Here is a 24,052-nt window from a genome sequence, read left to right on the forward strand (position 1 = left end):
GTAGGCGAATTAGTGGAAGGGGGCAATGATCAAAGGCATCCGCCCCCGCCTATCCCAAAACGAACATCCCAATCGGCACGCCCGGCAGGCTCTCCCGGAAGGCGCCTAAAGCCGGCGCGGTCAAGGCCGCACCTTAAGCGCTGACATGCCCAACCGGGCGAAACGCCCTACCCGCGACCGGCGGCATCGGCGATACCCTTGGCGCACTTGAATTCGGTCGGCCCTGCCGCCTGGATCAGCGGCCCGAGGGTCGCCGCCTTCATGACATCGCCCGTGAGCCCGATCGTCAGCCCGGTGATGATGCTGCGGCCCTGAAGCGTCTGGCAGCGCATGCGCACCCGGTCGCCGGCGCCAGCGCCAAAGCTCTGGTCGAAGGCCTGCTTGATCGTCGCCTCATCGAGTTCCGCGCCGACACGCTGGCGGAAAAGTGCCCCGACCGCCGAGCGGTTGAGCTCTTCCAGCATGCGCAGTTGCACCGAGAAATATTCGTCGACCGAGCCGCTCTGGCAGGTGCCGCTTCGCAGCCACTGGTGCCGGTCGAGACCGGACTGCACGCCCGGCATGGCAATAAGCAGCCGCGCCGCCGTGTCGTCGGCCATGGCGAGCTTCGGCAACTCCAGCCAACTGCCCTTGCGGTCGGTCGCCCGCACCTCGGCCGCGACCCCGCAGTAGCTCTTGCGCAACGGCCACAGGCCGTGCAGCGAAAGGTTGGTGGCATCGAAGCGCTCCGCCGTCTGGCTCTCGCATTCCTTGCGCTGCGGCCGTGTCTCGCAGAAACCGGGCTGCCAGCTGACCGCCAATACATATTGGGTTCGGCTCGCAGCCCCTTCGGCAGCCCCTTGATCCTCACCGGCAGCAAAGGCGGCGGGCGCAAGCAGCAGCACCAACGCGGCCAAGATGCCCGCCAAAGAACCCGACATCGCTTTAAAGAAACTCATCATGGCATCCTCCCTCGAAAACAAAACAAGAACGAATATCGCTCAAAACGGGAAAATTGCAACTCCTAATGCGCTTGCCGTCAAATCGCTTGTGACCTCATGCGCAACGATCAACAAGCGGCGATTGCCTTTGCCGTGCAAATCGATTTGAAATCTCCGTGGTCTGTCGATTGCTTCCGGGAGTAGAGATGTTCGGGCAGGTGAAGACGCATCAGAGCCCGACCGGTGCCAGCTTGAGCTGGCGCCACGTGCCGGCAACCGTCGATGCCCGCGGCATTCTCCTCTTGAGCCATGGCCTAAGTGAACATTCCGGTCGTTACGCGCGCTTTGCCGAGACGATGGCAGCACACGGCTTCCACGTCTATGCCCACGACCATCGCGGCCACGGCGCAACGCGCGCGCCCGACGCGCCGCTCGGCATGTTCTCCAACCGCGACGGCCTCGACAAGGTGTTTGCCGATATCCGCGCCATTCGCGCGATCGCGACCGCCGCCCATCCGGGTCTGCCGGTCATCCTCTTTGGCCATTCCATGGGCGGGCTGATTGCGCTCAACGCCGCCGAGACCGATCCCGGCCTCTATGATGCGCTCGCCGTCTGGAACTCCAACTTCCGCCCGGGCCTTGCCGGCCGCGGCGGGCAGGCGATCCTGAAGGTCGAAAAGGCGCTCAAGGGATCTGACGTGCCGAGCCCGCTCCTGACCAAGCTCACCTTCGGCATGTGGGGCGGCGCGATCAAGGATCGCAAGACCGATCTCGACTGGCTGTCGCGCGACGATGCCGAGGTCGCAAAATACGCCGCCGACCCGCTCTGTGGCTCCGATGCCACCGTCTCGCTCTGGCTCGACCTCTTCCGGCTGTCCTTCGATGGCCCCCGGCCCGAGCGGCTGGCGCGGCTGAAGAAAGACCTGCCCATCCATCTCGTTGGCGGCAGCGCCGATCCGTCGACCGAGATGGGCAACGCCATCCGCTGGCTCGGCACGAAGATGAAGGCGGCGGGCCTCAGAGACGTTACCGTCACCGTCTATGACGGCATGCGCCACGAAACGCTGAACGAAATCGGCCGGGAACAGGCGACGGCAGACTTTGCCGCCTGGTGCCTGCGCGCCGTCGCAGGGCGGCGCTGACCGGAATTATCATGGCCGACATGTCGCTTCCCAGGATCGCCGCCGACCACAACCGCATCTCCTTCGGGCTGACGCTGATGGTGATCTCGGTGTTGCTGTCGCCGCTGATCGACATCTTCGCCAAGCTCGCGATCGCCACCGTCCCGTCAGCCGAAATCACCGCCGTGCGCTTTCTGCTGCAGGTCGTCTTCATCCTGCCGATCGTGCTTGTCCGTGGCAGCCTGTTCGATCTCACCTGGAAGAAGACCGGCCTGCACGCGTTGCGCGGCGGGCTCCTGGTCGTGACCATGCTCTCCTTCATCACCACGTTGAAGGTCATGGAGGTCGCCGATGCGATCGCGATCTTCTTCGTCGAGCCGATCATCCTGACGATCCTCGGCAGCATATTCCTGAAGGAGACCATCGGCTGGCGGCGCTACACCGCCTGCGGCGTCGGCTTCTTCGGCGCGCTGCTCGTCATTCAGCCGAGCATGCAGGAAGTCGGCTGGATTGCCCTACTGCCTGTCGTTGCCGCCTTCGGCCTTGCCGTGTTCCTGCTCGTTACCCGCATGGTGGCGCAGAACGAGGACCCCTGGTCGATGCAATTTCACGCCGGCGTCTGGGGCGCGCTCTTCTGTCTCGTGCTGCTCTATTTCGGCGAAGGCACCGGCTCCGGCATTTTCGATCCGGTCTGGCCGGAAGGTTACACCTGGTATTACCTGCTCGGCGTCGGCGTCACCGCCACCATATCAGGCGTGCTCGGCGTCTATGCCTATCGCGCTGCGCCTGCCTCGGTGCTGGCGCCGCTGCAATATCTCGAAATCGTCTCTGCCACGATCTTCGGCTGGCTCGTCTTCGGCGACCTGCCCGATGCACTGAAGTGGCTCGGCATTGCCATCATCATCGGCTCCGGCCTCTACATCATCTGGCGCGAGCGCCGCGTGCACAAGGACACGAGCGTCGCTCCGGTGTCGCCAGCCATCTGACAACACAGCCATCTGAAAACAAAAGCCAATCTGAAAACAAGAGAAAGACCATCGGGAGGAATATCATGAAAACTGGAGGTCAGCTCATCGTCGACGCGCTCGTCGCCAACGGGGTGAAGCGCATCGCCTGCGTGCCGGGGGAAAGCTATCTCGCCGTGCTCGACGCGCTCTACGACACCGACATCGACGTGCTCGTCTGCCGCCAGGAAGGCGGGGCCGCGATGATGGCCGACGCCTGGGGGCGGCTGACCGGCGAGCCCGGCATCTGCATGGTGACCCGTGGCCCTGGCGCGACCAACGCATCGGCCGGGCTCCATGTCGCCAAGCAGGATTCGATCCCGATGATCCTCTTCATCGGCCAGGTGCAGAGCGAGGCGCGCGAGCGCGAGGCCTTCCAGGAAATCGAATACCGCCGCGCCTTTACCGAGGTCGCCAAATGGGTAGGCGAGATCGACGATCCCGCCCGCATTCCGGAATTCGTCACCCGCGCCTTCGCCGTCGCCACGTCAGGCCGCCCTGGCCCTGTCGTGCTGACGCTGCCCGAGGACATGCTGACGCGCAGCGCAGAGGCGCCTGCCGCCAAGCCTTACCAGCCGGTCGAGGGTCATCCGGGCCCGGCGCAGGTCAACCGGCTCGGCGAAATGCTGAGCGCGGCCAAGCGGCCGATCGCCATTCTCGGCGGCACCCGCTGGACGGCAGCAAGCGTCGCCGAATTCCAGCGCTTCGCCGAGCGCTGGAAGCTGCCGGTCGGCTGCTCCTTCCGCCGCCAGATGCTGTTTGATCACCTGCACCCGAACTATGCCGGCGACGTCGGCATCGGCATCAACCCGGCACTGGCAAAGGAGGTCAAGGAAGCGGATCTCATCCTGCTTGTCGGCGGCCGTTTCTCGGAAATGCCGTCCTCCGGCTACACGCTGATGGACAGCCCCTACCCGCGCCAGACGTTGGTGCATGTGCATCCCGACAGTTCCGAACTCGGCCGCGTCTACCGGCCGGAACTGGCGATCGCCGCCAGCCCGCGCGACTTCGTCGCCGCGCTTGAAGGCCTTGCACCGCCAAGCGAACCGACCTGGTCGGAGCGCACCGAGATCATGCACGCCGCCTATCTCAAGTGGTCGACCCCGCCGGAAACCGGCCCGGGCGCAGTAAAGATGGGCCCGATCATGAACTGGATCGAGGCGAATGTGCCTGAGGATACGATCTTCACCAACGGTGCCGGCAACTACGCCACCTGGGTGCACCGTTTCCACCGCTTCCGCCGTTATGCCACGCAGGCAGCCCCCGCTTCCGGCTCGATGGGTTACGGCCTGCCGGCGGCGGTCGCCGCCAAGCAGCTGCATCCGGATCGTGAAGTCATCTGCTTTGCCGGCGATGGCTGCTTCCTGATGCACGGCCAGGAATTCGCGACCGCCGTGCGCTACCGCCTGCCGATCATCACCGTCGTCGTCAACAACGGCATCTACGGAACGATCCGCATGCACCAGGAGCGTGATTATCCCGGCCGCGTCAGCGCCACCGATCTCACCAACCCGGACTTTGCAGCCCTTGCGCGTGCCTATGGCGGTCATGGCGAGACGGTCGAGAAGACGGAAGAGTTCGCCGACGCGTTCCTGAGGGCGCGCGCCAGCGGCAAGCCGGCGATCATCGAGATCAAGCTCGATCCCGAAGCGATCACCCCGACGCGCACGCTGACGGATATCCGCAACGGCTGAGCGGAAAGCTGCTCTTATGAAATGCTCGATCACGGCGCAGACGCGCCGTTGCTGGATTCCTGCGACGAACTCAGGAAACCAGCAGCGCCACGTCTGCCGCGCTGGAAAAGCCTACATCCTATTCCACCAAAGGCTGAGAACCGTACTTCCGCCTACTCCAGCCACTCGGTCGAAAACGCACCGGCCTCGTGCAGGTCGGTCGTCTCCAGCCGTCCCGGACCGAGGTTCTCGAACTTATGCGGCACATTGGCCGGCGCCACGACGATCTGGCCCGCCTCGGCGTCGATGGTCCGGTCGCCCACGGTGAAGCGGGCGCGGCCGACGCGCACGATGAAGGTTTCGGGATAGGGATGGCGGTGCAGCTTCGGCCCGTAGCCGATCTCATCCGTTGAAACGAAGATCACCGAGAGGCCGGCGCCATAGGCGCCGCCCTCGAATTCGCCCTTCCAGGCGTCGGGCTCGTCTGCCCATTGCGCGCGCGAAATGATATGCGCTTCGGCCATGCCGATCCTCCACTGTCAGATGGAACGATGTGGCCGAGCGCGAGAGTTTAGATTTTGCGTGGCTCAGCCGCGGATATGCTGGGTCTGCTGGTAGACGGCCGTCGAGCGCGCACCCGAACGGCAATAGCCGAGCATCGGCCGCTGGAACTCGTCGAGCGCGTCGACCATGCCTTTCACGGCATCGGCGGTCACGCCCATCGGGCCGACCGGAATGTGCTTGGTTTCGATGCCCAGTTCTTCGGCGCGCGCGGCAATGGAATCAAAGGTCGGCTGGTCCGGCGCCTCGAAGTCCGGGCGGTGGCAGACGATGGACTTGAAGCCGAGCGCCTTGACCTGGTCGAGATCCTCGACCGTGATCTGGCCGGTGACCGAGTATTCGTCGTTGATCTGGCGGATGTCCATGGTCGTCTTCCCTAAGGCAATTTTCTCGGCCTCTGATGTAGGCGCAGCCTCCGCTCCCGTCAATCAAAAGCCGCAGCGTCGAGATAGACGATCAGACAACCGAGAAGGCGACGGCATAGCTCCGCGCCTCCCCCGGCGAAAGCGGAACCAACTCGCCGGCCGCAGCCAGTTCCGGCCGCTTGGCGATCCGGTGCGACACCGGTTCGATGCTGATCACATCCGCCGCGCCGCGCTGGCAGCGCCACATCTGCAGGAAGGGCAAAGTAACGGCCCGGAACCGCACGTTCAGGCTTCGCCCGGCGAGACCGTCAAGGCCCGCAAGCGTGACCTCCGACCAGCCATCCGAACCGATGGCCGCCGGTAGGCAGAAATGCGCGCTCTCGCCCGTGCCGAAGCGCCAGGCGCTCTTACCGTCCGCGAGCGACGCGCTGACGATACGGGTCTCGTCCCCGAGCAGCCGGCCGCCGATGTTGAGGTGGTACATCATCATTGGCGGAAAGGCGGTGACGCCGGAATTGACGACGCGATCCTCGAGCACCACTTCGTGCCGCGCGGCATCAATCCGCCAGCGCCGCTCCACGCGAGCCTGCCCGCCACCCGCAAGCGCCACATCGATCGTCGCCGTACACTCGGCCCCGTCGCCCGTCATCTCCGTATGGCTGATCGCAGTCCCGGCCAGTGACCCGTGCAGCGGATAGCGTGCGCCCTCCGCGCCACCTTCGATCGCCTCGGGATGGCGGATATGGTCCGGCCCGCAGGTAAAGAGAAAGCCGGCGAGCGCCCGGTCGATCCTCGGGTCGCCATCGGACGGGATCGCAGCGCCCGGCGACAGGTCGACGCCGTCGACGACGAAGGCGGCGATGTCGAGCGCCGAAAGCCGGTCGAACAGCACATGATTTTCCTGGGGCTCCTGAGGTTCTCTCAGCGTTTTCAGCATGTCCTCTTCCTCAAATCGGCCGCAGAATCACTGCAATCACAAAGAGATGATAGCTGAGGAGAGGCGCAATTCACCGGTTGAAGCCCGGCATTGCACCGCCTAGATAGAATTTAACTGCTTGTTCATGATGAATTCATTTTTTTCACATTAACGTCGAAATCGAAATGTACCGCGCCACATTCACTACAATGAAAACAGGTTCTCTCGTGACGTCAGCGACCCGCACAGGCCTCTCGCTCCTCGCCGCAGTCGGCTTTCTTGCCGTGGATCTGACGGCCGCCTTCGCACAGGACTATCGCGGCTACAATCGCTATGGCGAAGACGTCATGCTGGTCACGCCCGATGGCGAAATCCTCGACTATGTGCCCCGCTCCGACGAAGTGCAGACGATGCGCGACAGCCGCGGCCGCACGCTTCTGATCGACAACTGGGGCAATGTGGTCGCAACCGTGGTGCCCAACAATCGTGGACGTCAACGCGACTACGGCGGCAACCGCCAGGGCGACTATGGCGGCTACCGCCGTCAGGGTGACGTGGATATCTATTCCAACCGGCGCTACCGGGAAACCGAGCGCGGCTACGGGTACTCAGAACCCGGCGAGGTCACCACCGGCTCGATTCCCGATTACCGCGACGTGGTGCCGCCGTCGACCGACGGCAACGACTTGCCAAACAGCCTGCCGGGCCTGATCGACGGTACACAGGAAGCATCGATCGATCCAAACGACAGCAGACCGGCGGGTCCGTCGATGCCACCGGCGATCTCGGTCAAGTCGAAGTCGCGCGCCGAAATCACCGCGCTGCAGGTCTTCCTCGACCGCGAAGGCTTTTCGCCTGGTGTCATCGACGGCAAGATGGGCTCGAACGTCACCAAGGCGATCGAGGCCTGGCAGCAATCAACGGGCGAAACGCTCGATCCCAACAATACCGACGACATTCTCGAGCGGCTGCGCATGAACGGCGGCATGCCGATCACCAGCTACACGATCACCGCTGCGGACGCCGCCGGCCCCTATGTCGCGTCGATCCCCGACGATTACGCGCACAAGGCGCAGCTTCCGCACATGTCCTTCACCTCGACGACGGAAATGCTCGGCGAGAAGTTCCACATGGACGAGGCCTATCTGCGCGAGCTGAACCCGGGCGTCGATTTCACCATTCCGGGCACGATCATCAAGGTGATCAACCCCGGCGCCAACAAGACCGGCAAGGTCGCCCGCATCCTCGCCGACAAGGCGCGCAAGCAGGTGCTTGCCTATGACGACGCCGGCAAGCTGATTGCTGCCTATCCGGCAACGATCGGCTCGTCCGACACGCCGTCTCCGTCAGGCACGGTCAATGTCGAGCGCATCGCGCTCAATCCGGGTTACACCTACAATCCGAAGATCAACTTCAAGCAGGGCAACAACGACAAGGTCCTGACCCTGCAGCCCGGCCCGAACGGCCCTGTCGGCACGGTCTGGATCGCGCTTTCGAAGCCCACCTACGGCATTCACGGCACGCCGGAACCATCGAAGATCGGCAAGACCCAGAGCCATGGCTGCGTGCGTCTGACCAACTGGGACGCGACCGAACTTGCCAAGATGGTGAGCACCGGCGTCACGGTCGAGTTCGTCGACTGACGAACCGGCCGCCGCCCTCAGGCGGAGCGTTGTTTTTTGGGCATTTTTTGCACGTTTCCCCCAATTGGGTGAGTGACTTCGCGTCTGCAGCATAGATGATGGGGTTGCCTGGTTGACCATCCACGACAAGGCACTCTTGTTAAATGTCTTTGTGCCGACCCGTCGGCTAAATCGTTTCAGACCTATCCATTTACGAAGACCGCAGCTGCCGACGACCCAGCTGCGGTTCTTTTTCAAGCGCCGGATGCAACACCCCGCTCCCGCCCTCCCCGTCCATCATGACTTCATGAAACATTGTCATGAGAATTTTTCCGGCAATCGGCTATCACCGGATATCTCTATGACAATGGCCGACCTGCGGCCGCACTTGAAGGATGGCCTGAATGGCGACGGAGCGCACCCTGCCCAACCTCTGGCATGCGACGGCACCGGCCGCCCCTGAGACCAGGCCTCTCGGCCAGGACCTGACGACCGATGTGGCGATCATCGGCGGCGGCTTTACCGGCCTTTCCGCAGCACTGCACCTGGCCGAAAAAGGCGTGAAGGCAACGGTCATCGAAGCCAAGATGATCGGCTTCGGCGGCTCCGGCCGCAATGTCGGCCTCGTCAATGCCGGCATGTGGGTGAAGCCAGACGACCTGATCTCGACGCTCGGCCCCGAGGCCGGCAACCGGCTGCTGAGCGAGCTCGGCGACGGGCCCTCCATGGTCTATGCGCTCGTCGAAAAACACGGGATCGTCTGCGAGGCGGTGCGCAACGGCACGCTGCACATGGCCGTCGGCAGCGAAGGCATCACCGAGATCAAGGACCGTGAAGCACAGTGGCAGAAGCGCGGCGCCCCGGTCGAGGCGCTCTCGGCCGAGCGCGCGCACGCGCTCACCGGTGCTGAAGGCTTTTCCGGCGCCCTGCTCGACCGCCGCGCCGGCACCATCCAGCCGCTCGCCTATGCCCGCGGGCTTGCCCGTGCGGCGCTTGCCGCCGGCGCCGAGATCTACACCGACACGCCATTGACGGGTGCCGAGCGCCAGGGCGACAGCTGGGTGCTGAAGGCCGGCAACAATGTCGTGCGCGCCAAGCAGGTGATCCTCGCCACCAATGCCTATGGCGGCCTCTTCGCCGAAAGCCCCTGGCAGGCGCACACGCAGGAACTGACGATCCTGCCCTATTTCCAGTTCGCCACCAATCCGCTGCCGGACGCCATCGCCAAGCGCATCCTGCCGGAACGCCAGGGCACCTGGGACACCGGCCTTGTCATGACCTCCTTCCGCATGGACCAGCAGAACCGGCTGATTTTCGGCTCGATCGGCCGGCTCGACGCGATGGCCGAAGGTACGCATCGCGCCTTTGCCGCCCGCTCCGTGCGCAAGCTCTTCCCGTTCCTTGGCGATTTCCGCTTCGAGTACTGGTGGGACGGCCGCATCGGCATGACCACCAACAACCTGCCGGCCATGCACACGCTCGCCGAGAACGTCGTCTCCGTCAGCGGCTACAACGGCCGCGGCATCGCACCGGGCACCGTCTTCGGTCGCGCCCTTGCCAGCCACGTCACCGGCGAAACCTCGGCGATCCCGCTCGCCGAAACGCCCGTGACCCCGGACACCTGGCGCGGCGTGAAGTCCGCCTTCTACCACGCAGGCGCCCAGGCCAAGCACTTCATCGACCGGCGGTTTTAAGGCGAGGCACGGAACGGACCGTTCCGGCCCGTACTGACGCGTCTTGAATATTGAAACCCTGAGGTGTAGCGTCCGTCGCGGGTGCCCATCCGAACCTGCTGCCGGGTTGAAGGGACGCGGAACTTTTGTCGACGACCATGTTCATCAACGTCGAAGCGTAATCGGCAGACTTCGACCACGAACATCGGATCGTCTCATGCTGAACCCGCAGCTCAGGTTCTCGCCGTCCAACGTCGCCGCCCTGAAGAAGTCCCTTCGGGATCGTTACCCTCAGATCAGGTCATCGCACCTGGACGAGGCAATCGCCGCTTCGTTCGGCTTCAAATCCTACGCGGCATTGCGCCCGGCACTGCTCCAGGTCGGAAACCACGCCCGGCTGATCGTCATTAGCGATCATATGCTGCTTCTGCTTCGGCTGGAGGAACTGGGATATCAGGACATCGAGGCGGAAACGCTGCGCCGCCACATGTGGGACATCAAGTTCCCCGATCGCTGGTACGATCAGCACCTTGAAAAGGCCGTGACGAAGCGCAGGCTGCCGACAGCGGCCAATTCGCAGTAGCGCCGCCAGCGACCGCTGGTGGCGCACGCACGGCAGTGCACTTCGAGATCGAAGCGCAAAAACCGCTTGCGATTTGAGATCAGTCGGCTTAGCCTCAACGTATCGCACATCGCAAGCAGACCCGTTAGAACGCGCCATTCAAGACAAGGAACTGGCCATGGCTAAGCTCGTGTTCGGAATGAACCAGTCGCTGGACGGCTACGTCGACCACATGGAGTTTGCGCCAAGCCTCACACTCTTCCGCCACTTCATCAAGGAGGCCGAACAGCAGACGGGCAGCCTGTACGGACGGCGTATCTACGAGATCATGCGCTACTGGGACGACGAACATCCCGAGTGGGATGCCGACAGACAGGCTTTCGCAGCCGCGTGGCGAAAGCAGCCGAAGTGGGTCGCCTCGCGCTCCTCGCCATCCGTCGGCCCCAATGCCCGGCTCATCGACGGTGACCTTGGCGACGCAGTGCGCAAGCTGAAGGCCGAACACGACGGCGAGATCGAAGTGGCGGGCCCGGTCCTGGCGCACAGCCTCACCGAACTTGGCTTGATCGACGAGTACCGGATCTACCTGCACCCGGTCGTGCTCGGTCACGGCAACCCCTATTTCGCCGGCCCGCGCCCGCGGCTGCGCCTGATCTCTCATGACCGGATTGGCGAGGATGTGGTGAGGCTGACCTACGTGCCCGCATAGCCTGGCGACAGCCGCGAAAGACACTGCCGGAGCATCAGATGATCGCCCTCGGTCCAGACGGACATCGGCGCAAGAACAGCACGGTCGTGCAACACAAGCTCATCTGGAGGCAGCAGCCAGCGGACCAATGAAAGCAATTGCAGCGCGCCCATGCTTGCGATAAGCGCGTGGCGTACGCTCATGCCGACAGCAGGTGCCGCAATGATAATCCGTCCCGCAGTCCCCGACGATCGAAGCGCCATCTGGGACATAATTCGTCCGACGATCCGCGCGGGCGAGACCTATACGCTGGACCGCGACCTGAGCGAAAGCGATGCGCTGGCTTACTGGATGGCTTCGGATCGAGAAACGTTCGTCGCGGAAGAAGATGGCCTGATTTTAGGTACCTACTATATCCGGGCGAACCGGACGGGCGGCGGACAGCATGTCTGCAACTGCGGCTACATGACAGACGCAAAGGCAAGTGGCCGAGGCGTGGCCCGCCAAATGCATGAGCACTCTCTCGACCACGCTCGCGCAAGAGGTTTCCGGGCCATGCAGTTCAACTTCGTCGTCAGCAGCAACGAACGCGCCGTGCGGCTGTGGCAGTCGCTCGGATTTGATATCGTCGGCCGGGTTCCGGAGGCATTCCTTCACCCTTCGCTCGGCTACGTCGACGCCTTCGTGATGTTTCGCAAGCTTTAGGCAGGAACTCGCGGTCAATCCGCAAAGCTTGCACGGCCCTCCGTCCGTCCTAAAGCTGGTCTCTTCGGCAAACCCGCCAACTCAACGAACCAAAACGCCTCGGCTCATCCCTGACCCGAGGCGTTGTCTTCTCAAGCGGACGGCGCGATTACGCCGCTGCGCGATAACCCGAAGCGGCGCTGACCTGCACCTGGCCGGACGTGCGGAAGGCGCGCAGGCGGGTGGCGATGTGTTCGGCTTCGCCCGTCAGCGCCTGGCTGGCGGCATTGGCCTGTTCGACCATCGCGGCATTCTGCTGGGTAATCTGGTCCATCTGGGTGATGGCGGTGTTGACCTCCTGCAGGCCGGTTGCCTGTTCGGCGGTGCTGGCGCGGATGGCGCCGAAGACGGAGCTGACTTCGACGACCTGGGCGACGATCTGCTGCAGCGACTGGGCGACCTGGTTGACGGAATTCACGCCGTCGTCCACCTGGCCGCGCGACTTGGCGATCAAGCCCTGGATGTCCTTGGCGGCATCGGCGCAGCGTTGCGCCAGTGCCCGGACTTCCGAAGCGACGACGGCAAACCCCCTGCCCGCCTCGCCGGCACGTGCGGCCTCGATGCCGGCATTGAGCGCCAGAAGGTTGGTCTGGAAGGCGATCTCGTCGATGACGTCGACGATCCGGGCGATGCTGGCAGACGATGCCTGGATCTCCTGCATCACCTCGATCGCGTGGCTGACGATCTCGCCGCTCTGTTCGGCATTGGCGCGTGCCGCAATCACGGTCGAATTCGCCTGGTTGGCGCCTTCGGCCGTCTGCTTGACCGTGCGCGTCACCTGCTCGACGGCCGCGGCCGTCTCTTCGAGGTTGGCGGCCTGGCGCTCGGTGCGCTTGGCGAGATCGTCGGCAGCCGCCGCGATCTCCTTGGCGCTGGTGTGGATCTGGATGGCACCGGCCCCGATGCCGCCGATCGCGCGCGCAAGCTCGCCGATCGCATGGTTGAAGTTTTCGCCAAGTTCCTGATAGGCAACCGGCAGGTCCTCGCCGATGCGCGCCGTCAGGTCGCCATCGGCGATCTTCTTCAGCGCCGCGCCGAAGGTCTTGCTGATCAGCGCGCGTTCGGCGGCCAGCACTTCTTCCTGCACCGCGCGTTGCTTGGTGACGTCGGAGGCGTCCATGTAGACCGAGATCGACAGGTCCATGTCGAGGAAGACGCCCTTGATCAGGCTCGACAGCATCGCGCCCATGTCCTCGGCCGAGGTCCCCTTGCGCGAGAACAAGCCGGCCTTCGGCCAATGCGCCTTGACGATTTCGGTGATCAGATGCTCGGCGACCAGCGCATAGCCGCCGATGTACCAGCGCGGCTCGAGCCCGATGCGGGCGTGCACGAGGCCGATGGTGCGAACCTTGGCGCTGTAGTCCTCGTTGAAATTGGCATCGACGATGTTGGCCCAGTGGCCGACCTGCGCGCCCTTGGCGCGGTCGATATGAGCGTCGGAGGAAAAGAAGCGCTTGGTCTCGGGCGTCGTCTTGACCTTGACGTAGAACTTGTCGAGCGCGGGCTTCAGTTCCTTTTCCAGGATCGGCTTCAGCGCCTTCAGGCTCGTCTTGGCGGCGTCATCGAGCGCCATGAAATTCAGACGACCGGCAACGTCTTGCGTGCCGGCAGCGGCGTGTTCCGTTTTCATGCGCGAACTTCCCTGCATGCTCATTTCTGGATCATGGAGACAGGACCAAGGGCGCTGAAGCGTCTGAGATCATGGCCGCAATCATGGCGGCTGGTTACCCCGTAGCGGCGATCGCAGGGGCAAGCTGTATCCTGTGCCACTGATAGAAGCGCAGGGTAAAGGAAGCCTTACGCGAAACAGCTATTTCGCGAGGCCTGAAATACAACTCAACCGGAATTGACGAATATCAATTCCGGTTGATACGCAAGAAACGGTGGAACGCCAGGGGATCAGGCGGCGTTGCGCGAGGCCCAGGACGGCATGCGCGCAGCCCAGGAGCGGCGCGTCTTGACCGGCATCAGCGCCTGCACTTCCTTGGCAAGGGCTGCGGCGTTTTCGCGCGCCTTGTCGAGATTGCTGACGCGGTTTGGATCCATGGTCTGCAGCGTACCGCCACAGTCGAAAATCTCGCGATAGGCGACGCGCTCGACGATCGGCGTATCGAGCACCGAGACGCCGCGCTCGGAAAGCATCGCCTTGATCGTCTGCAGCGCGCGCGTGGTGACCAGCGAATTGACGCGGGTGAGCACGACCGAATGGTTGATCCTGAGGCCCGAACGGTCCTGGATCTGGCGGATCAGCTCAAGGATCTGCGCCGCACCCTTGGCGTCCATGGCACAGCCCTGCACCGGGATCAGCACCCGGTCGGAGATGGCAAGCGCAAGCGCGACGATCTGGTCCTTGGCGCCCGCGAGATCGATGACGATGTAATCCGCCTCGTCCTTCGCCGCGCGGATATGACATTCGAGCGAGCCGGGCGTGATGTGCGAAATGACGGTGAGATTGGCGATATGGCCGGAAGCCTCCGACCAGCTGGTGATCCAGCGCTGCGGATCCGCATCGAGGACGACCACCCGGTGCCCCTGCCGCGCCAGTTCCGTCGACAGGATCAGCGCCGCGGTCGTCTTGCCCGCGCCACCCTTTGCATTGGCGAAAGTGATGACCGCCATGATATTCCCCATTCTCTGCATGTTTCGCGCGAACCACGGAGCGCAGGGCTGGCGGTTCGCTTCTTAACGAAACCTTACAGAAGATGGTTAACGAAACGGTAACGCCGGCACGTCAAACCTGACAGTAGGGCCGTTCGAGCCCTGCCGGTAGGCACGAAATACAGCGGCTTCGCACAGGACCGGCCGAGGTAATCGCGTCGGGTTGCAGATGCCTGTTGCAAAGAAAGGTTGTATGAAAACGCGGCGCGGTCCTTGTAGCCGCCCGTCCATTCATCTGCGTGCGAAAGGCTATGTCTTTGAATATAAGGCAACGTATGCGACAGGTTCTCGAAGCTGAGGCTTCGGCAATCCTTGCGGTCGCGATCGATGAGCATTTCGAAGCGGCTGCCCGCGTCATCCTGGAATGCCAGGGAAAAGTGCTGACGACCGGGATCGGCAAAGCCGGCCACATCGCCAACAAGTTCGCCGCAACCCTGTGTTCGACCGGCACGCCGGCCGTCTACCTGCATCCCGCCGAAGCGGCTCATGGCGACCTTGGCGTGGTCGGCAAGAACGACGTGATGATCGCGTTTTCCACCAGCGGCAAGTCCCGCGAAGTGCTGGAGATCATCGAGCTTTCGAGCCACCTCGGGGTCACGAAGCATATCGGCGTAACCTCGCACACGGATTCTCTGTTGCGGGAGAGCTGCGACATCATCCTCAATATGGGAGACGTCGAAGAGGCGGGATGCCCGATCGGGATGACGCCGACCTCCAGCATCGCGGTCATGCTGGCGGTGAGCGACGCCATCGCGATGGCTGTGATGGAAGCCAGGGGCTTTACCCGCAGCGAGTACGGCGCGCGCCATCATGGCGGCTACCTGGGGCGGTTGGCCCGCCTCGACAACGTATGACGGGCGAAGCCGAGGGGATGCAAAACCGGCGAGAGCGGTGTCAGGCCCGCGCGGGAACCGGCTCCGCCGTCCTGCCGGCGCGATAGCACATCGACGAGAACGGCCCGTGCCGTACTTCCTCGCCTGCCGGGCTGAGCAGCATCAGCACGTCATTGGCAAACGCCTGGGCGTTGGCCTGCGCCTTGGCAAGATTGCTGACCTTCGCGGGATCGAGCGAGGAGAGCGTGTCGCCCTGTTCGAACAGTTCGCGGAAGGCGGTGCGCTCGACGAGCGGGGTATCGACGAGCCGGATACGGTTCTCCGAAAGCAGCAGCTTGACCCGGCGCATCGCCCGCGTTGTGACGATCGGGTTGACGCGGGTCAGGAACACGGCATGGTTGATATTGGCGCGCGCGTTGTTCTCGATGTAGCGGATCAGGTCCAGCACCTGGATGGCGCCGCGCGCATCCATGACGCAACCCTGTACCGGGATCAGTGTCAGGTCTGAAAGGCCGATCGCCAGCGCCACCAGCACGTCGGCCGCCCCGGAGAGATCGATGATCACGTGCTCAACCTGGCCGCGCAACCGCCGGAGATGATCGCTGAGCGTCGTGGTCGCGACTCCGGAGAGAACGAAGAGATTGCCATCGTTGCGGCCGTGACGGAACCAGTCGGTCATGCAGGCGAGTGGATCGCAATCAAGAACCGCAACGCGATCGCCACGCCGGGCCAATTCGCAGGCAAGCAGCAAGGCTGCCGTTGTCTTGCCGGCTCCCCCCTTCGCATTCGCGAGGGAAACAATCGCCATCGGTCGACCCTAACTCAACGCAGGCCCGGATTTTCTCGGGGCCAATACATACGCACACCCTAATACAAGCGTTCCAGACCGCGGTAAACAAAGCGTAAAGAAACCGCTCCACGAGCCCGAAACGTGACAGTTAGATGACGATTAGGTGACAGATCGCCCGCAATGGCAAGTGGTATTTTGGGTTAACTAAACCGGGCGGCCGACGCCTTTGCCAGGCGGCAAAGGCGTCGGAAATCGTTCAGATGCACTCGCGGAAGAGCTTCTTCGCCGCGTCGAGCGTGAGCTCCACCGGGTTGCCGCCAGCCGTCGGGTCGACGATCGCCATTTCCGACATCTCGTCGATCCGGTCGGTGCCGACGCCGAGGGCTGAGAGCTTGTCCGGAACGCCGAGTTCCTCGCGCAGCTTCAGCACGTAATCGTAGAAGCCGTCGAAGCCGCCGGAAATGCCGAGATAGGCGGCAGCGCGCACTATTCTGTCCTCGATCGCCGGGCGGTTGAAGCGCAGCACCGGCGGCATCACGACCGCATTGGTCATGCCGTGGTGGGTGTTGTAGATCGCTCCAACAGGATGCGACAGCGAGTGAATGGCGCCGAGCCCCTTCTGGAACGCGACGGCCCCCATGGCGGCAGCACTCATCATGTTGGCGCGGGCCTCGATATCGCTGCCGTCCTTGTAGGCGCGCGGCAGGTATTCCTTGACGAGCCGCATGCCTTCAAGCGCGATGCCGGCAGACATCGGATGATAGAAGGGCGAGGAATAGGCTTCCAGGCAATGGGCAAAGGCGTCCATGCCGGTGCCCGCCGTGATCACCTTGGGCATGCCGACCGTCAATTCCGGGTCGCAGATCGTCACTGCCGGCAGGAACTTCGGATGGAAGATCACCTTTTTCACATGGCTTGCCGAATTGGTGATGACGCTGGCGCGGCCGACTTCAGAGCCGGTGCCGGCGGTGGTGGGCACTGCAATGATTGGTGCAATGCCTTCGACGCTCGCACGTGTCCACCAGTCGCCGATGTCCTCGAAGTCCCAGACCGGGCGGCTCTGCCCGGCCATGAAGGCCACGCACTTGCCGAGATCGAGGCCCGAGCCGCCGCCGAAGGCGACGACGCCGTCATGGCCACCGTCCTTGAAGGCCTTCACGCCGGCTGCAAGGTTGACGTCATTCGGGTTCGGGTCGACATCCGCAAAGATCGCCCGGCCGAGACCGGCAGCATCAAGGATATCGAGTGCGTTCTGCGTGATCGCCATCGGCGCGAGGCCCCGGTCGGTGATCAGCAGTGGCTTCTTCATGCCCACCGCCTTGCAATGGTCGGCAAGCTCCTTGATCCGGCCGGCGCCGAACTTGATGGACGTCGGATAGCTCCAGTTGGCGGTGATGGTCATGCGGTGACTTTCTTCAGATGGTAGGATTTCGGACGGGTGAGGTTCTGGAAGCCGATGACCGACAGCGAACCGCCGCGGCCGGTTTCCTTGACGCCGGTCCAGCAAAGCGCCGGGTCGAGATAGTCGGCACGGTTCATGAACACGGTGCCGGTCTCGATGTCGGCGCCGATGCGCGCGGCGCGCTCGGCATCCTTGGTCCAGAGCGATGCGGTGAGGCCGTACTGGCTGTCGTTCATCAGTTCGATCGCCTGGCTGTCGCTTTTTACCTTCATGATGCCGACCGCCGGACCAAAGGTCTCTTCGCGCATGAAGGCCATGGAGTGGTCGACATTGACGAGGACCTGCGGCGCGAGATAGGCGCCGCCGTCATCGGCAGGGAATAGCTTCGGATCGATCAATGCTTTGGCGCCCTTGGCAACCGCATCGGCGATCTGCTCGCGCACGGTCGCGGCAAAGCGCTTGTTGGCCATCGGGCCGAGCGTCGTTTCCGGGTCGAGCGGGTTGCCGAGCTTGTAATTGGAAACCCAGGCGACCGACTTCTCGACGAAGGCGTCATAAAGCGATTCATGCACATAGATGCGCTCGATGCCGCAGCAGCACTGGCCGGAATTGTAGGTGGCGCCGTCCATCAGCGTGTCGACGGCCGCGTCGAGATCCGCATCTTCCATGACGTAGCCCGGATCCTTGCCGCCGAGCTCGAGGCCAAGGCCGGTAAACGTGCCGGCGGCAGCCCGCTCGATCGACCGTCCGCCTTCGACCGAACCGGTGAAGTTGACGAAGTCGAAGCTCTTGGCCGCGATCAGCGCCGCGGTCGTTTCATGGTCGAGGAAGATGTTCTGGAAGACGTCCGACGGAACGCCGGCCTCGACGAAGGCGCGCACCATGCGCTCGCCGACGAGGATCGTCTGGCTCGCGTGCTTGATGATGACCGTGTTGCCGGCCATCAGCGCCGGCGCAACCGTGTTGATCGCAGTCATGTAGGGGTAGTTCCACGGCGCCACGACAAAGACGACGCCATGCGGCTCGCGGGCGATGCGGCGCTCGAAGCGGTCGCTCTCTTCGATCACCAAAGGCTTCAGCGCATCGGCTGCGATCGTCGCGACATAGTTCGAGCGCTCGTTGAAGCCCTTGAACTCGCCGCCATAGCGCACCGGCCGGCCCATCTGCCAGGCAAGCTCCGGCACCACCTCGTCGACCATCTCGTTGAGGCGGGCGACACCGGCCAGCACCAGATTGACGCGCTCGTCGAGCGGACGGCGCGCCCAGGCCTTCTGCGCCTGCCGGGCGCGGGAGACCACCTGCTTTGCCATTTCCAGCGGCATTGCCGGGCGTTCTGCGTAGACCTCGCCATTAACAGGCGAAATGCACTTGATCATGCTCATGATCGTCTTCCTGCTTTCATTGCGAATGATGCGATGGCCGCTCCGGTCAGGAACGGCCATCCTTGTGAGTGATTGTGTCGCGGGTCAGGCCCGTTCGAAACCGCGCGCGACCTCCCAGTCGGTGACGCGGCGGTCGTATTCTTCCTGCTCCCAGCGCCCCGCCCGCGCATAGTGTTCGATGACCTCGTCGCCAAAGGCGGCGCGCAGCATCTTCGATTCCGTCAGGGCCGCCGTCGCGTCGCGAAGCGTGCGCGGGATCTCGCGCACATCCTTGCCGCCATAGGCATCGCCGACGAAGGGCGCTTCCAATTCCATCTTGTTCTCGATACCGGAAATGCCCGCCGCGATCAAAGCGGCAAAGGCGAGATAGGGATTAAGATCGGAGCCGCCGACGCGGCATTCGATGCGGATCGCCTTGGTGTCCTCGCCGCACAGGCGATAGCCGGCCGTGCGGTTGTCCTTGCTCCAGACCGCCTTGGTCGGCGCAAACGTGCCGGCCATGAAACGCTTGTAGGAGTTGATGTAAGGCGCAAGGAAGTAGGTGATCTCGCTGGCATGGGTGAGAAGGCCTGCCACATAGTGGCGCATCATCTCCGACATGCCGTATTTGCCGCTTTCGTCGTAGAACTTCGACGACTTGCCGTCGGCGCTCCAGAGCGACTGGTGAATATGCGAGGAGGAACCGGCAGCCTGATAGTTCCACTTGGCGAGGAAAGTGATCGCCTTGCCGCGCGACCAGGCGATTTCCTTGCAGCCGTTCTTGATGATCGCATGCCGGTCGGCCATCGTCAGCGCGTCGGCATAACGCACGTTGATTTCTTCCTGGCCGGCCGATGCTTCACCCTTGGAGTTCTCGACCGGGATATCGGCTCCCTGCAGACCGTTGCGGATTGCCCGCATCACATCCTCTTCCTTGGTGGTCTGGAAGATGTGGTAGTCCTCGTTGTAGCCGCTGACGAGCTGCAGGTCGCGATAGCCGGACTGGCGGGCATCGTCATAGGACTGGTCGAACAGGAAGAATTCGAGCTCGCTTGCCATATAGGCCTTGAGGCCCATCTTCTCGAGCCGCGCCACCTGCTTCTTCAGGATCGCGCGCGGCGAATGCGGCACTTCCTCATGGGTGTGATGATCGAGCATGTCGCAGAGCACCAGCGCCGTGCCTTCGAGCCAGGGGATGCGGCGAAGCGTCGAAAGGTCCGGCTTCATCGTATAGTCGCCGTAGCCCTTTTCCCAGCTTGTTGCCTTGTAGCCGGGAACGGTCTCCATCTCCATGTCGGTCGCAAGCAGGTAGTTGCAGCTATGCGTTTCCTTCCAGGCGCCATCGACGAAGAACTGCGCATGGAAGCGCTTGCCCATCAGCCGGCCCTGCATGTCGACCTGGCAGGCAAGCACCGTATCGATGCGGCCGGCGGCGACGTCTTCCTTCAACTCGTCAAACGTATAGCTCATCAACTTCCATCCCATGTTCTGTCACGCGGCCGTTCCCTTGATGACGATATTTTTGGGCCGCGTGAACGTGATCCGTTCAACCAACCGGAAAGGTTCCGGCAAAAGAAAAGGCGGAAGTCGCGGTCGCGCTCCCGCCTTGTTGTTGTCGCTTAGACCTGGCCGACAGCCTTTTCTGCAGCGGCGATCTCCGCTTGGCGGCGTGCCACTTCGTCACCGATCGGCGGGCCGCGGAAGCGGCGGCTTTCGAAGCCGAACCAGACAGCGCCGGTCAGGACCAGGAAGCCCACGGTGATGTAGAGCGCCCAGTCGTTCGGCGGCTGAACGCCGAGGATGAAGATCAGCACCATGGCGATGATCGACAGGACGGCGAAGAGCTTGAACATGCTTTCGCCGAGGTTCCACGGGCCCATCTTGTCCCACTTCGAGGTTCCCCAGGCGAAGAGGCCGAGCGTGATCGGGATCGCGAAGGAGAAGAACAGGAAGATGACGGTGCACGAGACGACGATCGTGTAGACCGGGGTTTCGCCGATCGAGACGAGCGAGGAGCCCCAGACGAAGAGGACTGCGAGGATCGAACCGACCCAGATCGCCGCGACCGGCGTGCGGTAGGTCGGGCTCACCTTGGCGAGCGCCTTGGAGGCCGGCAGGCCGCCGTCACGCGAAAACGCAAAGATCATGCGCGACACCGAGGTCACCGTTGCCAGGCCGCACAGCCACTGGCTGACGAGGATGGCGAGGTAGAGGATGTCCTTGATAACAGGGTGGACCTGCGCTTCCATCGCCCAGAAGAACACGTTCCAGCCCTGCTTGGCGGCGTCGTCCATGTTCGGGATCATGAGTACGAACGAGCACAGCATGATGTAGCCGAAGAGCGCCGACCAGAGCACCGACGAGACCATGCCGCGCGGCACCGAATGGGCCGCCTTGACGGTTTCTTCCGAAGTATGCGCCGAGGCGTCGTAGCCGGTGATCGTGTAGATCGGCAAAAGCAGGCCGAGCAGGAACACCCAGGTACCCGAGGTTTCCGGCCAGACATTGCCGCCCGCTTCACCGGAATAGTTGGAGAAGGTGAAGAGACGGGCGATATCGTAACTGTCGGCCGCGGCCAGGCAGACGACTGCAAGCAGGATCGCGGTTGCAAAGATCAGGTAGCCCGAGAAGTCCGTGAGCTTGGCAGTCAGCCCGATGCCCATGTGGTTCACCAGTGCCTGACCGCCGGTGATGATGGCGAGGAAGACAATGCGGGTCAGCGTCGTGTCGGCGAGGCCGAAGTACGGCGTGCCGAAGGAACCCATGAAGAAGTAGTAGGTGCCGACGTTGATGGCGCCGAGAACGGTGACGAGGCCGAGCAGGTTGAACCAGGCGGTCAGCCAGCCGGTGAAGCGGTTGCCGAGGATCGAGCCCCAGTGATAGAGGCCGCCAGCCGTCGGATAGGCCGAGCTGATCTGTGCCATGGCAACGGCAAAGACGAAGGAAATGAAGCAGCCGAGCGGCCAGCCGATGCCGATCGCCGCGCCCCCCGCGCCTGCGGTCGCCTGGGCGAGCGAGTTGATGCCGCCCGAAAGAATGCAGATGATCGAGAACGACACCGCGAAGTTCGAGAACTGGCTCATGCGCCGCTCGAGCTCCTGGGCATAGCCCATCGAGTGCAGGACACTCATGTCCTGCTTTTTGTCTGAATCGCTGTAGTCCGACATTTTTCTTCCCCTGATTTCTTCAGACCACACCGCCCCATTGCGGCAGGGTCCCATCAACCACCTGCCCCGGCCAGCCGGAACAGGACCGCGGCAATGCCGCTCCCCAGGGTCTTTTATTGTGCCGAAAGTGCCGCCGTGCCCTTGCGCAGCAGCCCTTCCAGGTAATCGGCCATGACCCTTTGGCCGATGTCATTGCGAATGAGATCGTTGCGGATCTCGATCATCACATTCGGCAATCCGTTGTGGACGCCGTATTCGATCAGGCTATGGGTAACGCCGTCGGCCGGGCCATAGGGCTCGTTGCGACGGATATCGTAGGCGACCTGCCCTTTCGTGGCGGTCGCAAGCATGTGGTCAGCGAGCCGGCTGTCGGCATCGTGCAACACGCCCACTTCGACGGCGCGCGGCTTGCCGAAATAGACGGGCGTAAAACTGTGCATGGTCACGAGAACAGGCGGGCGTCCCGCGGCCTTGCGATCGGACACGAACCGCGCGACCGCATCGTGGAACGGCCGATAGATCTCGTCGACCCGCGCCTGGCGTTCGTCGGCCGACATCGTCCGGTTTCCCGGGATCTCGTATACCTCGCTGACGGCAGGCATCGCCGCATCTGCTTCCGGCGGGCGGTTGCAGTCATAGGCAAGGCGGGAGAAGCGTTGATAGATCAAGGACCCGTCGAGCTTTGCCGCAAGCAGCTTGGCGACCGCAAGCGCGCCGGGGTCCCAGGCGATATGGCTTTCGAGCGCCTGCTCGCTGAGGCCGAGCGTGCCCAGCCGCTCGGGAACCAGGCGCGAGGCATGCTCGCAAACGAGCACGATATCGCCCTTGCCTCCGGCGTTTTCGATCGCAACCGGATCGCCATCTGCTTCGGTCAAAAGTCGCGTCAACACCGGCATCCCCTCTTGCCCCGTTAGACGTTCGTTAATGAAAAGAATTCTTCAGAGGATGACGCATGTCAATCAAAATCTGAAACGATCTCTTCAAAATTGCGATTGACTCCAATTGTGACAGCGATGTTTAATCTGTCACAAACCGGCTTAAGATCGGTTCAGGGGAGACAATTTGAGCAGCAAGGCGACGTCCACCACCGTGTCGGATGTGATCAACGCCCACTTCACCGTGCTGACCCGCGCGGAGAAGCAATTGGCGGAGACGCTTCTCGACAATTATCCCGTTTCGGGACTCGGTTCGATCACCACGGTTGCCGAGAACGCCGGCGTTTCGACACCGACGGTCGCCCGCATGGTGCAGAAGCTCGGCTTCCGCGGTTTCCCGGATTTCCAGGCGCGGCTGCATCAGGAATTGGAAGCGACGATTTCCAATCCGATCGCCAAGCACGACCGCTGGGCCGCCAATGCGCCCGGCACCCACACGCTCAACCGCTTTGCCGACGCGATCACCAGCAATCTGCGCGAGACGCTGACCCAGATCGAGCCGCAGGAATTCGATGCGGCAGCGGCCCTCATCGCCGACCGCAAGCGCAGCATCTACCTGCTTGGCGGCCGCATCACCCGCTCGCTCGCCGACTATCTCTTCACCCACCTTCAGGTCATCCGCCCGGGTGTCATCGAGATCGCCTCCAATGCCAGCGCCTGGCCGCACTACGTGCTCGACATGCGCCAGGGCGACGTGCTGATTCTCTTCGACATTCGCCGCTACGAGCAGGAAATGGTGACGCTCGCCAAATCCGCCCGCGAGCGCGGCGTCGAAATCATCCTTTTTACCGATCGCTGGAGTTCGCCGGTCGCCAAGTCCGCCTCCAGGGTGTTTCGCTCGCAGATCGAGGTGCCGTCCGCCTGGGACAGCTCCGTCGTCATCCTGTTCCTGATCGAGGCTTTGATCGAGGCCGTACAGAGTTCGAACTGGGACGAGACCCGGGATCGGATGAAAACGCTCGAGGGACTGTTCGATTCCACCCGCATCTTTCGCAAACCGGTCTAGGAGAATTCGCCGACACGTTCACAGGATTTCATGCAGTTATGCGACAGTGGC

22 protein-coding genes are annotated in these 24,052 nt (G+C 63.1%); 10 read left to right on the plus strand and 12 right to left on the minus strand.

Going from position 1 to position 24,052, the window contains the following annotated elements:
* Positions 1-167: 167 nt before the first annotated feature.
* Positions 168-941 (minus strand): ribonuclease T2, encoded by a 774-nt coding sequence (locus IB267_RS05705; RefSeq protein WP_246810550.1) that lies wholly within the window; start codon positions 939-941, stop codon positions 168-170.
* Positions 942-1,126: 185 nt separating this feature from the next.
* Here IB267_RS05705 and IB267_RS05710 point away from each other — a divergent pair, with 185 nt between their 5' ends.
* The 3 genes from IB267_RS05710 (at position 1,127) to IB267_RS05720 (ending at position 4,739) form a co-directional block, all read left to right on the plus strand.
* The gene (locus tag IB267_RS05710) at positions 1,127-2,062 is read left to right on the plus strand and encodes an alpha/beta fold hydrolase (RefSeq protein ID WP_192446761.1); all 936 of its coding nucleotides are present in this window, start codon (positions 1,127-1,129) and stop codon (positions 2,060-2,062) included.
* 20 nt (positions 2,063-2,082) lie between these two features.
* Positions 2,083-3,027 (plus strand): DMT family transporter, encoded by a 945-nt coding sequence (locus IB267_RS05715; protein WP_371742517.1) that lies wholly within the window; start codon positions 2,083-2,085, stop codon positions 3,025-3,027.
* A 65-nt stretch (positions 3,028-3,092) separates the two neighbouring features.
* Complete coding sequence (locus tag IB267_RS05720; protein ID WP_192446763.1) at positions 3,093-4,739, plus strand: thiamine pyrophosphate-binding protein; 1,647 nt, start codon at positions 3,093-3,095, stop codon at positions 4,737-4,739.
* Between the two features lie 152 nt (positions 4,740-4,891).
* On the opposite strand, the gene IB267_RS05725 is transcribed toward IB267_RS05720, so the two are convergent.
* The 3 genes from IB267_RS05725 to IB267_RS05735 all read right to left on the minus strand — a co-directional run bounded on the left by IB267_RS05725 (position 4,892) and on the right by IB267_RS05735 (position 6,581).
* The gene (locus IB267_RS05725; RefSeq protein WP_192446764.1) at positions 4,892-5,242 is read right to left on the minus strand and encodes a cupin domain-containing protein; all 351 of its coding nucleotides are present in this window, start codon (positions 5,240-5,242) and stop codon (positions 4,892-4,894) included.
* 63 nt (positions 5,243-5,305) lie between these two features.
* A complete protein-coding gene (locus IB267_RS05730; protein ID WP_192446765.1) occupies positions 5,306-5,644 on the minus strand; it encodes a TIGR01244 family sulfur transferase in 339 nt (112 codons plus the stop codon).
* Between the two features lie 91 nt (positions 5,645-5,735).
* Positions 5,736-6,581 (minus strand): DUF4432 family protein, encoded by an 846-nt coding sequence (locus IB267_RS05735; RefSeq protein WP_192446766.1) that lies wholly within the window; start codon positions 6,579-6,581, stop codon positions 5,736-5,738.
* A gap of 164 nt (positions 6,582-6,745) precedes the next feature.
* On the opposite strand from IB267_RS05735, the gene IB267_RS05740 reads away from it, so the two are divergent.
* From IB267_RS05740 to IB267_RS05760, 5 genes are all read left to right on the plus strand, one after another.
* Entirely contained in the window at positions 6,746-8,203 is a 1,458-nt protein-coding gene (locus IB267_RS05740) for a L,D-transpeptidase (RefSeq protein WP_192446767.1), read from the plus strand.
* Between the two features lie 383 nt (positions 8,204-8,586).
* Positions 8,587-9,876: an FAD-binding oxidoreductase gene (locus IB267_RS05745; RefSeq protein WP_192446768.1), complete on the plus strand. Its 1,290-nt coding sequence runs from the start codon at positions 8,587-8,589 to the stop codon at positions 9,874-9,876.
* A 196-nt stretch (positions 9,877-10,072) separates the two neighbouring features.
* Positions 10,073-10,438: a hypothetical protein gene (locus tag IB267_RS05750; RefSeq protein ID WP_192446769.1), complete on the plus strand. Its 366-nt coding sequence runs from the start codon at positions 10,073-10,075 to the stop codon at positions 10,436-10,438.
* A 157-nt stretch (positions 10,439-10,595) separates the two neighbouring features.
* Positions 10,596-11,126: a dihydrofolate reductase family protein gene (locus IB267_RS05755; RefSeq protein ID WP_192446770.1), complete on the plus strand. Its 531-nt coding sequence runs from the start codon at positions 10,596-10,598 to the stop codon at positions 11,124-11,126.
* A 201-nt stretch (positions 11,127-11,327) separates the two neighbouring features.
* Positions 11,328-11,810 (plus strand): GNAT family N-acetyltransferase, encoded by a 483-nt coding sequence (locus tag IB267_RS05760; protein WP_192447192.1) that lies wholly within the window; start codon positions 11,328-11,330, stop codon positions 11,808-11,810.
* Between the two features lie 148 nt (positions 11,811-11,958).
* On the opposite strand, the gene IB267_RS05765 is transcribed toward IB267_RS05760, so the two are convergent.
* Together IB267_RS05765 and IB267_RS05770 are read right to left on the minus strand one after the other, a co-directional pair.
* Positions 11,959-13,479, minus strand: coding sequence for a globin-coupled sensor protein (locus tag IB267_RS05765; protein WP_192446771.1), 1,521 nt, complete (start codon positions 13,477-13,479; stop codon positions 11,959-11,961).
* 269 nt (positions 13,480-13,748) lie between these two features.
* The gene (locus tag IB267_RS05770) at positions 13,749-14,468 is read right to left on the minus strand and encodes a ParA family protein (protein WP_192446772.1); all 720 of its coding nucleotides are present in this window, start codon (positions 14,466-14,468) and stop codon (positions 13,749-13,751) included.
* A 314-nt stretch (positions 14,469-14,782) separates the two neighbouring features.
* On the opposite strand from IB267_RS05770, the gene IB267_RS05775 reads away from it, so the two are divergent.
* The gene (locus tag IB267_RS05775) at positions 14,783-15,361 is read left to right on the plus strand and encodes an SIS domain-containing protein (protein ID WP_192446773.1); all 579 of its coding nucleotides are present in this window, start codon (positions 14,783-14,785) and stop codon (positions 15,359-15,361) included.
* Positions 15,362-15,401: 40 nt separating this feature from the next.
* Here IB267_RS05775 and IB267_RS05780 read toward each other — a convergent pair whose 3' ends face one another.
* The 6 genes from IB267_RS05780 to IB267_RS05805 all read right to left on the minus strand — a co-directional run bounded on the left by IB267_RS05780 (position 15,402) and on the right by IB267_RS05805 (position 22,947).
* Positions 15,402-16,148 (minus strand): ParA family protein, encoded by a 747-nt coding sequence (locus IB267_RS05780; RefSeq protein WP_192446774.1) that lies wholly within the window; start codon positions 16,146-16,148, stop codon positions 15,402-15,404.
* A gap of 238 nt (positions 16,149-16,386) precedes the next feature.
* Positions 16,387-17,532, minus strand: a complete 1,146-nt coding sequence (locus tag IB267_RS05785) for an iron-containing alcohol dehydrogenase (protein ID WP_192446775.1) — start codon at positions 17,530-17,532, stop codon at positions 16,387-16,389.
* Positions 17,529-18,914 (minus strand): aldehyde dehydrogenase family protein, encoded by a 1,386-nt coding sequence (locus IB267_RS05790; protein ID WP_192446776.1) that lies wholly within the window; start codon positions 18,912-18,914, stop codon positions 17,529-17,531. The genes IB267_RS05785 and IB267_RS05790 overlap by 4 nt, the downstream gene beginning before the upstream one ends.
* Before the next feature lie 84 nt (positions 18,915-18,998).
* A complete protein-coding gene (locus IB267_RS05795) occupies positions 18,999-20,363 on the minus strand; it encodes a glutamine synthetase family protein (protein ID WP_192446777.1) in 1,365 nt (454 codons plus the stop codon).
* A gap of 149 nt (positions 20,364-20,512) precedes the next feature.
* Entirely contained in the window at positions 20,513-22,060 is a 1,548-nt protein-coding gene (locus IB267_RS05800; protein WP_192446778.1) for an amino acid permease, read from the minus strand.
* Positions 22,061-22,173: 113 nt separating this feature from the next.
* Positions 22,174-22,947: an N-formylglutamate amidohydrolase gene (locus IB267_RS05805; RefSeq protein ID WP_192446779.1), complete on the minus strand. Its 774-nt coding sequence runs from the start codon at positions 22,945-22,947 to the stop codon at positions 22,174-22,176.
* Between the two features lie 175 nt (positions 22,948-23,122).
* Here IB267_RS05805 and IB267_RS05810 point away from each other — a divergent pair, with 175 nt between their 5' ends.
* Positions 23,123-24,001: a MurR/RpiR family transcriptional regulator gene (locus IB267_RS05810; protein ID WP_043615788.1), complete on the plus strand. Its 879-nt coding sequence runs from the start codon at positions 23,123-23,125 to the stop codon at positions 23,999-24,001.
* Positions 24,002-24,052 lie beyond the last annotated feature (51 nt).

Source organism: Ensifer sp. ENS09 (assembly GCF_014852425.1).
Lineage (GTDB): Bacteria > Pseudomonadota > Alphaproteobacteria > Rhizobiales > Rhizobiaceae > Ensifer.